At 71.4% G+C, this 14,496-nt stretch carries 7 protein-coding genes; 1 reads left to right on the forward strand and 6 read right to left on the reverse strand.

Annotation, left to right across the window (positions count from 1 at the left end; genetic code table 11):
* Positions 1-6 precede the first annotated feature (6 nt).
* The 5 genes from ACIQU6_RS28275 to ACIQU6_RS28295 all read right to left on the reverse strand — a co-directional run bounded on the left by ACIQU6_RS28275 (position 7) and on the right by ACIQU6_RS28295 (position 11,911).
* Positions 7-768, reverse strand: coding sequence for a thioesterase II family protein (locus ACIQU6_RS28275; RefSeq protein WP_403484503.1), 762 nt, complete (start codon positions 766-768; stop codon positions 7-9).
* A 77-nt stretch (positions 769-845) separates the two neighbouring features.
* Positions 846-1,058, reverse strand: a complete 213-nt coding sequence (locus ACIQU6_RS28280) for an MbtH family protein (protein ID WP_403484504.1) — start codon at positions 1,056-1,058, stop codon at positions 846-848.
* Between the two features lie 96 nt (positions 1,059-1,154).
* A complete protein-coding gene (locus ACIQU6_RS28285) occupies positions 1,155-2,135 on the reverse strand; it encodes a LuxR C-terminal-related transcriptional regulator (RefSeq protein WP_403484505.1) in 981 nt (326 codons plus the stop codon).
* Positions 2,136-2,174: 39 nt separating this feature from the next.
* The gene (locus tag ACIQU6_RS28290) at positions 2,175-10,109 is read right to left on the reverse strand and encodes an amino acid adenylation domain-containing protein (protein ID WP_403484506.1); all 7,935 of its coding nucleotides are present in this window, start codon (positions 10,107-10,109) and stop codon (positions 2,175-2,177) included.
* 17 nt (positions 10,110-10,126) lie between these two features.
* Positions 10,127-11,911 carry a condensation domain-containing protein gene (locus ACIQU6_RS28295; protein WP_403484507.1) on the reverse strand — a complete coding sequence of 595 codons (1,785 nt, stop codon included), beginning with the start codon at positions 11,909-11,911 and terminating at the stop codon, positions 10,127-10,129.
* A gap of 209 nt (positions 11,912-12,120) precedes the next feature.
* Here ACIQU6_RS28295 and ACIQU6_RS28300 point away from each other — a divergent pair, with 209 nt between their 5' ends.
* Positions 12,121-13,512, forward strand: coding sequence for a DegT/DnrJ/EryC1/StrS family aminotransferase (locus ACIQU6_RS28300; protein ID WP_403484508.1), 1,392 nt, complete (start codon positions 12,121-12,123; stop codon positions 13,510-13,512).
* Positions 13,513-13,528: 16 nt separating this feature from the next.
* Here ACIQU6_RS28300 and ACIQU6_RS28305 read toward each other — a convergent pair whose 3' ends face one another.
* Positions 13,529-14,491 carry a transketolase family protein gene (locus ACIQU6_RS28305; protein ID WP_403484509.1) on the reverse strand — a complete coding sequence of 321 codons (963 nt, stop codon included), beginning with the start codon at positions 14,489-14,491 and terminating at the stop codon, positions 13,529-13,531.
* Positions 14,492-14,496 lie beyond the last annotated feature (5 nt).

Consider the following 14,496-nt stretch of genomic DNA (forward strand, 5'->3'; position numbering starts at 1 on the left):
CACTCCTCAGGGGGCAGAGCCGGATGCGGCGGAACGGGTGGCGACGATCCGGCTCGGGAGAGTCCGCCAGATCTCCGGGGTGTAGAAGTGGCCGCCGCCGAGCACGTCGTGCCGGTACGGACCGGAGGTCAGGGCGCTCCACCGGGCACCGACGTCGGCGCTGATCAGCGGATCGTCGGCGCCGGAGAAGACCTGCAGCGGCACGCTCACCGTGGCGCCGGCATAGCCGAAGGTGTCCCGGACGCCGAAGTCGGCCCGCATCAACTCCAGTGCCAGCTCGGTCAGTCCGTCGTCTTCACGGACGTGCGGGGGCAACAGGCCGTAGGTCCCCAGCCACTCCAGGAGTCGTTCGTCGTCGTCCTGGAGCGTGGGAAAACGTTCGCTGTCGGTCAGGCCCCGGTCGGGGGCGTTGCAGGAGGAGAGGACGAGCGCCTCCGGCTTCCGCGCCCCGGCCTTCTCCAGCCGGGTGGCGACATCGAAGGCCATCCAGCCGCTCATGCTGTGCCCGAAGAGGACATACGGGCCGAGATCGGCGGCGGACAGCGATTCCGTTACGCTGGCGGCCAGTTCGGCCCAGTCCCGGGCGAAGGGCTCGGTGAACCGCCCCTCCCGGCCGGGGTAACAGAGCACGGCCAGGTCCGTCCCGGCGGGCATGTTCGCGACCCACGGCCGGTACGCGGCCGTGCCACCGGCGAAGAAGCTCAGGCCGACCAGGGTCTGTCCGGCGTTCGGCGTCCGGTGCAGGGGCACCACCGTGGTGTCCCGCACGCCGCTCACCGTGCCGCCCCGGTGAGCGGGAGCTCGGCCTCGAACCCGGTGGTACCCATTGCGTTCGCTGCCATCGGTCAGGCCCCGTTCATCGTGGCCGCCAGGCTGGCGGGCCGCATGTCCGTCCAGTTCTCCTCGACGTAGTCCAGACACGCGGCCCGCGTTCCCGCTCCGAACACGGTGGACCATCCGGCGGGCACGTCGAGGTGCGCGGGCCACAGGGAATGCTGTCGCTCCGCATTGGCCAGCACGAGATAGGAGCCGTTTTCGTCATCGAACGGGTTGTTCACGGTACTTTCCCTTCAAGGTGATCAGGCCGGATCGTGGAGATCGGCCGGGAATGTGACGTAGCGTCAAAAATGCTGCGGGGTCGCCCTGTTCGACGGTCAGAGCCAGCCGAGTCGGGCGGCCTTGACCCCGGCCTCGAAGCGGCTGCGGGCGCCGAGGCGCTCCATCAGCACCGCCATCATGCGCCGGGCGGTCCGGTGCGAGATGTGCAACTGCCCCGCGGCGGCGGCATCGGTGCACCCCTTGGCGACCAGCCTGAGCAGTGCCAGTTCCTTGCCGCTCGGGGCGTCGCCCGCCGCGGGCCGCTCGGCGTCCAGCGGTGTGGCCGACGACCAGGTCTGCTCGAACAGGACGAGCAGGGGGGCGACGAGGCCGGGATCGGTCACGTGGAGCGCGCCCGCCGCCGCGTTCTCCGGGTCGACCGGGACCAGTGCGACCGAGCCGTCGACCAGGAGCATTCTCGGCAACGGAGCCGCGGAGCCACGGAACTGGCCCCCGTTGGCGGTCAGCCAGTGCACGTGCGCCATCGTCGCGGCGTCGTAGGAGTCGGTGTCCGTGCCGACGGTCCGGATCGACACCGAGCGGCTCAGCAACGCCGCGTCGTTCCGGCGCGACGCCATCAGTTCCAGCGGCGACTGCGCGCCGCCGGGCCGGAACGTCAGCACCTCGCGGGTGGCCTCCCCCGCCAGGCGGTCCACCCGGCGCTGCACCGCGTCCATCCCCAGGAGCCGCTCGACCTGTTCGGCCCTGCCGGACAGGCCGGATGCACCGGACGTGAGCAGCCGGACGACCTCGGCGTGGGTTTCGGCGAGCCGCCGCTGCCGACGCATCAACTCCTCGTGCTGGCCGGCCAACGACTGCCGCAGGCTCAGGACCGGATCCACGGCGGCGAATCCGCCCGGCACCTCGAAGGAGTGCCCGACCAGGCCGAGTTCGAGCAGTCGGTCGAGGCAGGCACGTACCCGGTCCGGCCCGACGGCCAGCCGGTCGGCGATCGCCTCGGCGCTCGACGCGGGCGACGCGCGCGTCTCCCGGTACACCGTTTCTTCCATCAGTTCCAGTCCGAACATGGTGAGCATGAGGCCCGTCTCCCAGGTGTGTCGGTGAACGCCGCACGGTCAGCGGGAAGTGGCTGGCCGCAGCGCCGGCCGGGCGGGGCGGGCGGTCGCCAGGTAGCTGGCGACCCCGGCGACCGTCGGGGACCGGAAGAACTCGCGGACCGGCAGTTCCAGCCCCAGGGTCGAGCGCACCCGGGAGATCAGCTTGGTCGCCAGCAGCGAATGCCCGCCCAGGGCGAAGAAGTTGTCGTCGATGCCGACCGAGTCCAGGCCGAGCACCGTGGCGAACAGCTCGCCGAGCACCTCCTCGTGCGCCGTGCGCGGGCCGGTGGTGGTCGGCGCCGCGTCCGGCGACGGGGCCGGGCGTGCGGTGACGTCACGGGACCGCCCGTCCTGGACGGGTGGTACGTCGAGGTCGGCGACCAGCCGTTCCGGGTCCTCGGCGACCTGCGTGAGCAACCGGCCCAGGCCGTCCGCGAGTTGCTCCCCCGTCGATGCGTCGAACAGCGCGGTCGAGTACATCAGGGAGCCGACCAGCCCGGCCGGTGCTCCGTCCCGGTCGAGCCGCTCCTCCACGTCGATGACCAGGTCGAATTTCGCGGTGGTCGTCGGGACCGGCCACTCCGTCGCCCGCAGACCGGGGAACTCGGGGTCGGCGGCCGCGTGCTGGAGCTGCACCATCACCTGGAAGAGCGGGTGACGACTGGGCGAGCGTGGCGGATTCACCGCTTCGACCAGCCGCTCGAACGGGACGTCCTGGTGCTCGTAGGCCGCGAGGTCGGTGGCCCGGACGCGACGGAGCAGCTCCGCGAAGCTCGGGGTCCCCGAGACGTCGGTCCGCAGGACCACCGTGTTGACGAAGAACCCGACCAGGTCGTCGAGCGCGCTGTCCGACCGGCCCGCCACCGGGGTGCCGATCGGGATGTCCGTCCCCGCGCCCAGCCTGCTGAGCAGGGCGGCACATCCGGCTTGGAGCACCATGAACACCGTGCAGTGGTGCTCCTGGGCAAGCGCGAGCAGGCTCCGATGGAGTTCGGGTCCCCACTCGACGTGCGCCGATCCCCCTGCGGAGTCGCTGGTCTCGGGCCGGGGCCGATCCGTCGGCAGGGCCAATTCCACGGGCAGATCGGCCAGTTGGGCGCGCCAGTGGCCGAGCTGACGGGACAGCACGCTGTCCCGGTCGTCCTCGCTGCCGAGCAGGTCCCGTTGCCACAGCGCGTAGTCAGCGTACTGCACCGGCAGTTCGTCCCACCGGGGGGCCTCGCGCCGCGTGCGGGCGGCGTAGGCGGCGGAGAGATCGCGCAGGAGTGGTCCGAGCGACCAGCCGTCGCAGACGATGTGGTGGAACACCAGCAGCAGGAGGTGGTCCTCCGGGCCCGTCGTGAACAGGTGGGCGATCAGGGGAGGTTGTGCGGCCAGCTCGAACCGGTGGTCCGCGGCCGCGCGAACCGCCGCCTCGACCTCGACCTCGGACACCTCGCGGTGCACCAGTCCCGGCCGGAGCTCGCCCGGCGCGAGCACCCACTGCGCCGGCTGGTCGTCCCGTTCGACGAAGACCGTCCGCAGGCTCTCGTGTCGATCCGTGACATCGGACAGCGCCCGTTCGAGGGCTTCCCGGTCCAACGGCCCGGACAGGCGAAGGGCGACGGGGAGGTTGTAGGTGGTGCCCGCCTCCTCCCACTGGCTCAGGAACCACAGCCGCCGCTGGGCGTGGGACAGCGGCAACACGTCCGGGCGTTCCCCCGCCCGGAGCGTCGGCCTGGCGGGGAGCATGTCGTCGAGGCTCTCCGCCAGCCCGGCCACGGTCGGGCTGGCGAACAGCAGACGGGCCGGCAGCTCCACGCCGAGCACGGAGCGCGCCTTGCTGCTCAGCCGCACGGCGAGCAGGGAGTGGCCACCGAGGTCGAAGAAGCCGTCGTCGATACCCACCGCGTCGCGGCCGAGCACCTCCGCGAACAGCCCGCACAGCAGCTCCTCGCGGAGATTGCGCGGCGCGCGCCGGGTGCCGGTGGGGTACGTCGGTTTCGGCAGCGCGGCACTGTCCACCTTCCCGTTCGGCGTCAACGGCAGCTCGTCGATGACCACGATCGCGGCGGGCACCATGTAGTCGGGCAGGTTCTGCCGTGCGAACTCGCGCAGTCGTCGCGCGTCGAGTTCGGTGTTCCGCGCGAGCACGTACCCGACGAGACGCTTGTCCCCGGGGTGGTCCTCGCGCAGGACCGCCACCGCGTGCGCGACGCCCTCGTGGCGGGCCAACGCGGCCTCGACCTCGCCGAGTTCGACCCGGAAGCCGCGGATCTTGACCTGGTCGTCAGCCCGGCCGAGGAATTCCAGCGCGCCGTCGCCGGTCCACCGGACCAGGTCACCCGTGCGGTACATTCGCCGGCCCGGACTGAACGGGTTCGCCACGAACCGTTCCGCGGTCAGGCCGGGACGGTGCACGTAACCCCGCGCCAACTGGGCGCCCGCTACGTAGAGTTCCCCGACCACCCGCGGCGGGACCGGCCGCAGTCCCGGGTCGAGCACGAACACGTCCACCCCGGCGATCGGACGGCCGATCAGGGGGCGGTCGTCCTCGTCCGACGCCCAGAAGAGCGAGTCCACCGTGGTCTCGGTCTGTCCGTAGATGTTGTAGACGGTGATCCCCTCGGTCTCCCGGATCCGCGCCCACAGCTTCTCGCCGACCGTTTCGGCGCCGGTCATCAGCACCGCCGGCGGCGTTCGGGCCGGATCGAGCATCCCCTGTCGGATCAACTCCTCGGCGTAGCTGGGCATCACATCGAGGGCGTCGATGCCGCACCGGTCGATGTACCGGGCCATGGCGGCGGGGTCGCGGCGGGTGTCGTCGCCAATGAGGTGAAGTTCGTGGCCAACGGCCTGCCACAGCAGACCGACGACCGAGGTGTCGAAGGAGAGGGACGCCGTCAGCGCCATCCGGCAGCGCCCCGCGCCGCGGATCCGCTCGGCGGTGGCGATGACCTCCGCGCGGTAGAAGGCCAGCAGGTTGGCCAGCCCGCCGTGGGTCACCATCACGCCCTTGGGTCGACCGGTCGAACCCGAGGTGTACACGACGTATGCCGGATGGTCCGCGTCGACGGTGGTCTTGAGTTCTTCCGACGACTCGTCGTCGAGCCCGGGGGCGTCGATGCGCACCGCCTCGCACGCGGGCAGCGACCCGGCGGACTCGCTGTCGGTGACGACCAGGGCGGCGGCGGAGTCCTCCAGCAGGTAGGCGATCCGTCGGGCCGGGTACGCCGTGTCGACGAACAGGAACGCGGCGCCCGACTTCAGTACGGCCAGGAGCGCGACCACCAGGTCCGCGGACCGGGGCAGGGCCACCGCCACCACTCGGTCCGGACCCGCGCCCCGGCTCACGAGGCGGCGGGCGAACCGGGTGGCGCGCGCGTCGAGTTCGGCGTAGGTCGTCGCGGTGTCCTCGAAGACCAGCGCCGTCGCGTCCGGTGTGCGGGCGGCCTGCTCCCGGAACGCGTCGGGCAGGAACACGGTCCGCGGCGCGGGCGCGGGACGCTCGGGAAGGAGGCGTCGCCGTTCCTCGTCCGAGAGCACGTCGACAGCGCCGATCGGTCGTTCCGGGGCGGCGAGCACCTGTTCCAGCAGCCGTTGCAGGCGCGGCACGAGGTGTTCGGCGGTGGTCCGGTCGAACAGCTCCTCGGCGTACTCCAGGTAGCCGGTCAGCCCGGCCGGTGCGCCCTGGGCATCGCGCTCGTCCACCAGTTCAAGACTGAGGTCGAACTTCGCGACGTCCCAGTTCACTTGGGCCCGTTCGCCCTCCAGTCCGGCGAACTCCGGGGTGGAGGTCTCGGCGTGCTGCACCTGGATCATGACCTGGAACAGCGGGTTCCGGGACAGCGACCGCTCGGGCTGCAGGTCCTCGACGAGGGAGTCGAACGGGAGGTCCTGGTGGGCGAACGCCTCCAGGTCGGTGTCCCGGACCCGCCGCAGCAGTTCGGCGAACCCCGGATCGCCCGCGGTGTCGGTGCGCAGCACCAGGGTGTTGACGAAGAACCCGACCAGCTCGTCGAGCGCGCTGTCCGACCGGCCCGCCACCGGGGTGCCGAAGGGGATGTCGGTGCCCGCGCCCATCCGGGTCAGGAGCGCCGCGAAGCCCGCCTGCACCACCATGAACAGCGTGCAGCCGGCGGACCGGGCGAGTTCGAGCAGCCGGCCGTGCAGCTCCGGCCCCCAGTCGACCGCCACGATCCCACCCGACTGTGCCGCCACCGCGGGGCGCGGCCGGTCCACCGGCAGCGTCAACTCAGCCGGCAGGTCGGCAAGTTGCTTGCGCCAGTAGTCCAACTGACGGCTCATCAGGCTCGCCGGGTCCTCGGCGTCGCCGAGCAGCTCTCGCTGCCACAGCGTGTAGTCGGCGTAGCGCACCGGCTGCGGCGGCCAGTCCGGTGCGGTCCCCGCGCATCGGGCGGTGTACGCCATGCCGAGGTCCCCCAGCAGCGGACGCAGGGACCATCCGTCGGCCGCGATGTGCTGGATGACCAACAGCAGTACCTGCCGCTCGGGCCCGAGCTGGAACAACGTGGCCCGGAGCGGCGCGTCCTCGGTGAGGTCGAACCGGTGACGCACCCGCTCCGCCACGGCGTCGGCGAGGTCGTTCGGCGCCACCTCGACGACCTCGATCCCGGGGACCGAATCCAGCACCACCGGGTGCGGCTCACCGCCGTCCTCGGGAAAGACCGTGCGCAGACTCTCGTGCCGTTGCGCCACGTCGGCGAGGGCCCGCGCCAGGGCGTCCCCGTCCACCGTGCCGGTGAGGCGGACCGCGACGGGCACGTTGTACGTCCCCTCGCCACGTTCCATCCGGTTCAGGAACCACAGTCGTCGCTGGGCGAACGACAGCGGCACGGGCTCCGCCCCCGCTCGGGCGGTCAGCGCCGGACGCGCGGTCCCGGTCAGCCGGGCCAGTCCGGCCACGGTGGGCTCGGCGAACAGGTCCCGGATCTCGAACCCCTCTCCCAGGACCGACCGGATTCTGGAAAGCAACCGGAGCGCGAGGAGGGAGTGCCCTCCCAGGTCGAAGAAGTGATCGTCGATCCCCACGCGGGGCAACCCGAGCACTTCCGCGAAGAGTTCGCACAGGATCTCCTCGCGCGGACTCCGCGGCTCCCGCACGGCGTGCGCGGTCCGGTCCGGCTCCGGCAGCGCGGCACGGTCGAGCTTCCCGTTCACCGTCGTCGGCATGGTCTCGACCAGGACCACGGCGGCGGGCACCATGTACTCGGGCAGGCGGTCCGCCACGAACCGGCGAAGCTCCTGGTCCGTGAGGCCGCGGGATGGGGCCACGGCATACCCGACCAGGCGCGGGTCACCTGGCCGGTCCTCCCGGAGGAGGACCGCGGCCTGGGTCACCTCGGGGTGGTCGGCCAGCGCGGCTTCGATCTCGCCGAGCTCCACGCGGAAGCCCCGGATCTTCACCTGTGCGTCCGCGCGGCCGACGAACTCCAACTCCCCCTCGGCGGTCCACCGGACCAGGTCACCGGTCCGGTACATCCGCTCCCCCGCCGAGAACGGGCAGGCCACGAACCTCTCGGCGGTCAGCGCGGGACGCCCGATGTACCCCCTGGCGAGCTGGGTCCCGCTCAGGTGGAGCTCGCCCACCACCCCCGGCGGCACCGGCCGCAGCGCACCGTCCAGCACGAAGGCCGCCACATTGGCCAGCGGCCGGCCGATCGGCACCGAACTCCCCTCGTCGCCACGGCGGCACCGCCAGTAGGTCGCGTCGACGGCGGCCTCGGTCGGCCCGTAGAGGTTGTGCAGTTCGGTGGAGCCGAGCGTGGCGAACAGTTCGCGTTGCGTCTCCGCGGGCAGCGCCTCGCCGCTGCAGATGATCCGGCGCAGGCCCGTGCAGTCGGCCGCACCGGGCTCCCGGAGGAACGCCTGCAGCATGGCGGGCACGAAGTGCGTGACGGTCACCGATTCGCGCCGGATCAGCCCGGCGAGATAGCCGGGGTCGCGGTGTCCGCCGGGCTTCGCCAGCACCAGGGTCGCGCCGGAGATCAGCGGCCAGAAGAACTCCCAGACCGACACGTCGAAACCGGCCGGGGTCTTCTGCAACACCCGGTCGGAGCCGATGAGTTGGTACTGCCTCTGCATCCACAGCAGACGGTTGACGATGGCCGCGTGCGGGACCATGACGCCCTTGGGTCGTCCGGTGGACCCGGAGGTGAAGATGACGTAGGCGGGGTGCGCCGGAAGCGGCCGTACCGGCCGGGCGGAGACGGGCGCGATCGGCTCGTCGAGCAGCAGCCTCGGTGTGGAGTCGGGAAGGGCGTCGACGCTCTGGGAGTCGGTCAGCACGAGGACCGGTCCGGCGTCCGCGACCATCGCGGCGATCCGCCCGGCGGGGTGCTCCAGGTCCAGCGGAAGGTAGGCGGCGCCCGCCTTGACCACGGCGAGGATCGCGACCACGAGCTCCACCGAACGGGGCAGTGCCACGGCCACGACCCGGTCCGGGCCCGCGCCTCGGTGAGCGAGCTGCGACGCCAGTCGATCCACGCGTGCGTCCAACTCGGCGTAGCTCAGCCGCTCGTCGGGCCCCACCAGGGCCGTCGCTCGTGGTGTGCGCCGGACCTGCTCCGACCACAGCTCGGCAAGCGTCACCTCGGGCAGTGCGACCGCGGTGTCGTTCCACTCCCGTACGACCCGGTCGCGCTGATCGGGCGAGAGCACGGTCAGCGCGGCGAGCGGCTGATCCGGATCCGCGGCCACCTGTGCCAGCAACAGCCGCAACCGCTCGGCGAGTTCGGTCGCCTCGGCGGCGGTGAACAGGTCCGGACGGTAGTGCAGCCGCAGGGCGAGTCGCTCGCCCGGTTCGACGGCGAGGGTCAGCGGGTAGTGCGCGCTGTCCCGGAAGGCGACGCCCACTTCGAGTTCGCCGTCGGGCGAGTCGACCTTGTAGTCGTGCATCGGGAAGTTGTCGAAGACCACGTTGGTGTCGAAGAGCGCGGTGGGACAACCGGTGAGGCGCTGGATCTCCGTCAGCCCGAGGTGATCGTGGTCGAGCGAGGCGGCGCGGCCCGACTGGATCTGCTCGAACAGCGCGCTCACCGAAGCCGCTTGGTCCAGCCGCACCCGCACCGGGACCGTGTTGATGAGCATCCCGATCATCGAGTCCGCGCCGGTCAGCTCCGCCGGACGGCCGCTGACCGTCGAGCCGAACACGACGTCGTCGCGCCCCGTGAGCGTGCCGACCAGGACGGCCCATACCGCTTGGCACACGGTGTTGAGCAGGACGTGGTTCTGCCGGGCGTGCGCGGTCAGCAGCGCCGTCGTCTCCGTCGGCAGCAGCACCGCCACCTCCTCCGGCGGCGGACCGCTCCGGGAGTCGGCGGAGGCGACGAAGGTGGGCTCGACGACCCCCTCCAGGGCCGCCGCCCAGTGCCGCTCCGCGCCGGCCCGGTCCTGTGCCGCCAGCCAGGCCAGGTAGTCCCGGTACGGACGCACCGGTGCCAGGCCGGCGGTGCCGCCTCCTTGGGAGTACACCGCGAACAGTTCCTGGAACAGCAGGGCGAAGGACCATCCGTCCAGCAGGAGATGGTGGGCGGTGACGAGGAGCCGGTGGTGGCGGGCGGTGTGCCGGATGAGCGTGAACCGGATCAACGACGATCCGCCGACGTCGATGCCCCGTGCCCAGTCCCGCTCGGTCAGTTCGGCGAACCGCTGCTGCGCGCCCTCGTCCTGCCCCAGTGCGATCTCCCGCCAGTCCAGCGAGGCATGGCGGCGGACCACCCGTATCGGTTCACCTGATTTCCGGTACCGGAATCCGGACCGCAACGTGGCGTGGCGCCGTATCACGGTCTCCGCCGCCGCCCTCAGGAGCGCGGTGTCCAGCGGTCCGTCGAGGTCTACCGCGAATTGCGCGAGGTAGGGGCTGTGCTTTTCCCGGTCGAACAGCGCGTGAAAGAGAAGCCCTTCCTGAAGGGGCGACAGGGGAAGGACGTCCTCGACTACTGATTGGCTCATCTTCCGTGTCAACTTCCTCAGAAAGCCCGCAGGTCGGATTCGATTTCTTCGAGTTCGTGCTGGCTGAGCGAGCTCAGCGTCAGGTCGGACGGGGTGAGTCCGCCCGCTCCGGGTTCGCGGGCGTGCGCGACCAGGGTCCGAAGCATCCGGAACCACGTCTCCGCCAGCTCGCGGGTGTCCGCCTCGGACACGACGCTGTCGGCCCAGGTCCAGGTGGCACGCAGCACCGGGCCGTCCGCCTGGTCCACCGTGGCCGCGTTGACCTCGATGCTGTGGGCCATGGGCATACCCGGCCCGGTGTCGTCCAAGCCGGTCCCGTACTCCGCAACGACCGACCAGTCCGCGTCGTCCGAGACCTCGAAGCGGCCCAGGTAGTTGAAGACGAACTCCGGCTGGGCCGCCTGCTCCAGCAGCGCACCGGTCTCCGGGTTCAGATAGCGAAGGAGGCTGTACCGGACCCCCTTGTCGGGAATGCCGCGCACCTGCTCCTTGATCCGCTTCACCGCGGTCCCCACCGCGGGCCCGGCGGCGTCCACGTCCGCCCAGTCCAGCTCCCCCACTTCGAGCCTGATCGGGAACATGCTGGTGAACCAGCCCACGGTCCGGGAGAGATCCAGGTCCGCGAGCGCGCCTTCCCTGCCGTGGCCTTCCAGGTGCAGCAGCGCGGTGCCGTCGCCCGCCGTGCCGCGTGCGCGGTGCCAGTCGCCCATCGCCAGTGCGAGCCCGGCGAGGAGTACGTCGTTGATGTCGGCGTGGAACAACGCCGGCACGGTGGTCAGCAACTCCTCCGTGAACTCAGCCGGCAGGGACGCGGTGAAGCACCGGTCCCGGCCTTCGAGGTCACGACCGGGCACCCTCGCCCGGGCACCGAACCGGGCGGCGCCGGGACGCAACCGTGCGAGCCAGTCGGGGAGTTCCGCGAGGCCGGCCTGCGCGTGCGCCTGCTCGTTGAGCACCTCGGACCAGCGACGGAACGAGGTCGGCACCGGATCGAGGGCGATCGCGGCGTTCCCTTCGACCGCTCGCCAGGCCGTCGCGAGGTCGGCCACCAGGATGCGCCAGGAGATGGAGTCGATGGCCAAGTGGTGCACGATCAGCGCCAGTTCGCCCCGACGATCCGGTCCGGCGTCGAACCACACGGCCTGGAGGACGTTGCCCTCCCGCGGGCGGAGCCTGTCGCGCGCCGCATCCGACTCCGGTCGAACCAGCGCGGCCCAGTCATCCTCGGGACGCCCCGCCACGTCGATCCGTCGGACGGCCGAGGCCGCGTCGACCGCGCCCGCCGGCAGGGTTTCGAGCGCCCAGTCCTCGTCGCCGCCGAGCACGGACAGCCGCAGGCGCAGGGCGTCGTGGTGGTCGAGCAGGGCCTGCACCATCGAGATCAGGTGCGCTTGTGTCAGTGCTGAAGGCGTGCGCAGGACCGCGAACTGGTTGTAGGTGTCCACCCCACCGCCGCGTTCCCGGAACCAGCGCATGATGGGAGTGGTGACCACCGGCCCCACCCCGCTGTCCGCGACGGGCGTCGACGTCCGGTCGACCGTGGTGACCGTCTCCGCCAGCGCTTCCATGTTCCGGTGCCTCAGCACGTCGCCGACGGTGATCCGCAGACCGGCTTTCCGCGCCCGGCTGACGAGTTGCATGGCGATGATGCTGTCTCCGCCGAGCGCCACGAAGCCGTCGTCGAGCCCCACGTCGCCCACCCGGAGCACGTCGGCGACCAGTTCACACAGGACGCGCTGGTGCCGGGTGACCGGATTTCGCCCGGCCACGCTCGCATTCGGTTCGTCGAAAGGGCTGGTCACGTATTCCCTCATTCCGAGTCCGGTCTGGAATCGAGAACGAAGCTATCGAGCGGCGGTCGCCACCAGCGGCAGTCGCAGCGGCAATCCGAGGGCGGACCACAAAGGAGGGCGGGTGAATTGCCGGTGCGATTGCCGCCGGACGCGACGGCGCACGCCGACACTGACAGGCGCGACGTTCGCACGGAATCACATCGAGAAGAGGCTTAACGGTGACAATCCAGCAACAGGCCCAGTCGGCGGTCGACCTTGCGATGTTCGGCGGCGCGCGAGCCGTCCCCAGGGAACTCCGGATCAGGCCCTGGCCGTTGGTGACCGAGCAGGACGAGCAGGCGGTCCAACGGGTCCTGCGGTCCGGCCGGTTCACCTCCGCCTCGTCAGGAGAGCAGGAGATCGCGGGGCTGGAGCGGGAGTGGGCGCAGCACGTCGGCACGGAGCACTGCGTGGCGGTGAGCAACGGAACCGCGGCGCTGTCGGTCGCGCTGAGCGCCGTGGGCGTGGGGGCCGGTGACGAGGTCATCGTGCCCGCCCTGAGCTTCATCGGCAGCGCCACCGCTCCGCTGCACCTCATGGCCGTGCCGGTCTTCGTGGACATCGACCCCGTCACGTTCAATCTGGACCCCGCGGCGCTCGACGCCGCGATAACGCCCCGCACCAAGGCGATCGTCGTGGTCCACCTGCACGGTCTGCCCGCCGACCTGGACCGGATCACCGCGATCGCCGGCCGGCACGGGGTCGCCGTGGTCGAGGACGCCGCGCAGGCGCACGGCGCCCGCTATCAGGGCCGGGCCGTGGGCTCGATCGGTGCCGTGAACACGTTCAGTCTCAACGTCAGCAAGAATCTCGCCACTTGTGGTGAGGGCGGCCTGATCACGACCGATGACGCGGACGTGGCGACCAGGGCGACCATGCTGCGGCAGTTCGGTGAGCTCATTCCGACCAACGGCGAACGCAGCTACGTCGCCCACCTGTTGGGCTGGAACTGCAAGCCGAACGCGGTACAGGCGGCCTTCACCCGTAGCCGTCTCACCCGGTTCCCCGCCGAAGCGGCCGTCCGCGAGGAGAACGTCCGCCAACTGCTGGGGCGGCTGGCCGCGTTCCCCGGCTTCCTGGTGCCCGAGGTCCCACGGGATCGCACCCATGCCTGGCATATCCTGCGCTTCCGGGTGAACCCCGCCGCCTTCGGGCTGGCCGACGAGTGCGCGGGCCCGCTGCGCGCCGCCGTACAGCGGGCCTTGCGCGCCGAAGGGGTGCCCGCCGCGCCCTACCAGCTCCAACCGCTGCCCGCGCAACGGGTGTTCACGGAACAGCGTGGGTTCGGCGCCTATCCGTGGGCGCTGCCCGGCGTCGCGACCCGCCCCTACCGCGCCGAGGACTTCCCGGCCACCCTGCGGGTCCTCGACGACTCCTTCACCCTGCAAAAGGCGCATCTGCACCCGGAGTCAGGGCCGTTGCTCGCCAGGTACGCCGACGCGTTCGAGAAGGTCTGGCAGCACCGCGACGCGCTGGCCGCCGTCGCCACGACGGCGGCCTACAAGCCACACGGGGAACGCGCCTCGGAGATCGCCGACGCCGAATGGTCCACGGCGTTCCACGAGCGATGACCTCGACGGCGGCGGTTCACGCCAGCAGCCGTCGCACCTGCTCCGTCACCGTCGCGCCGGAGATCCCGTTGCGCGCCAAGAGATGACGGTGTCCGCCGGTTCCGGCGGCGAACCGATCGTCCACCGCCACCCGCCGCACCGGGCAGCCGACACCCAGGCCGGCCACGACCTCGGCCACCGCGGAGCCGAGGCCCCCGGCCGCCCAGTGTTCCTCGATGGTGACGATGCCGCGCGTGCGGGTGGCGGCCGCGACGATCGCCTCCTGGTCGAGCGGTTTGACCGTGTGCATGTTGAGAACTGCCGCGTCGATTCCGGCGGTTGCCAGCTCGTCGGCGGCCTCGACGGCGGTGAGCACGGGATCCGGTCCGGTGGCGATCAGCGTCACGTCGGATCCCCGGCGCAGGACTTGCGCGACCCCGATCCGCACCGGCTCCCGCGATGCCAGGGCCGGCGTCGCGCCGCGCCCGAGGCGCAGGTACACCGGTCCCGGCAGCTCCGCGCCGGCCCGGACCAGGCTCTCGGTGGCGGGGCCGTCCGCGGGGACCAGCACCGTCATGTTGGGCAGCATCCGCATGATGGCGAGGTCTTCCAACGCATGGTGGGTGGAGCCGAGATGGCCGGCGGAGAGCCCGCCGTGGGTGGCGACGATCCGCACCGGCAGGTCGTTCCAGGCGATGTCGAGTTTCACCGCCTCCAGCGCACGGGTGGCGGCGAAGGTCGCCATGGTGTTGACGAAGGGAATCCGGCCGGACCTGGCCAGTCCCGCCGCCACACCCATCAGGTTCTGTTCCGCGATACCGAGGTTGAGGTACCGCCGCGCGGCCTCGCCCCACGAGGTGGCGGAGAACAGACCGGTGTCGCTGTCCAGGCACACATAGCGTTCGTCCTCGCCGACCAACTCGACCAGTACGTCCCGGTATATCTCCCGGGCCGCGCGGGCCTGGTCCGACGCGGTCGGTTCGGCTGTCACGACGGACATGTCGT

The sequence above is a fragment of the Streptomyces sp. NPDC090442 genome, assembly GCF_044769405.1.
Lineage (GTDB): Bacteria > Actinomycetota > Actinomycetes > Streptomycetales > Streptomycetaceae > Streptomyces.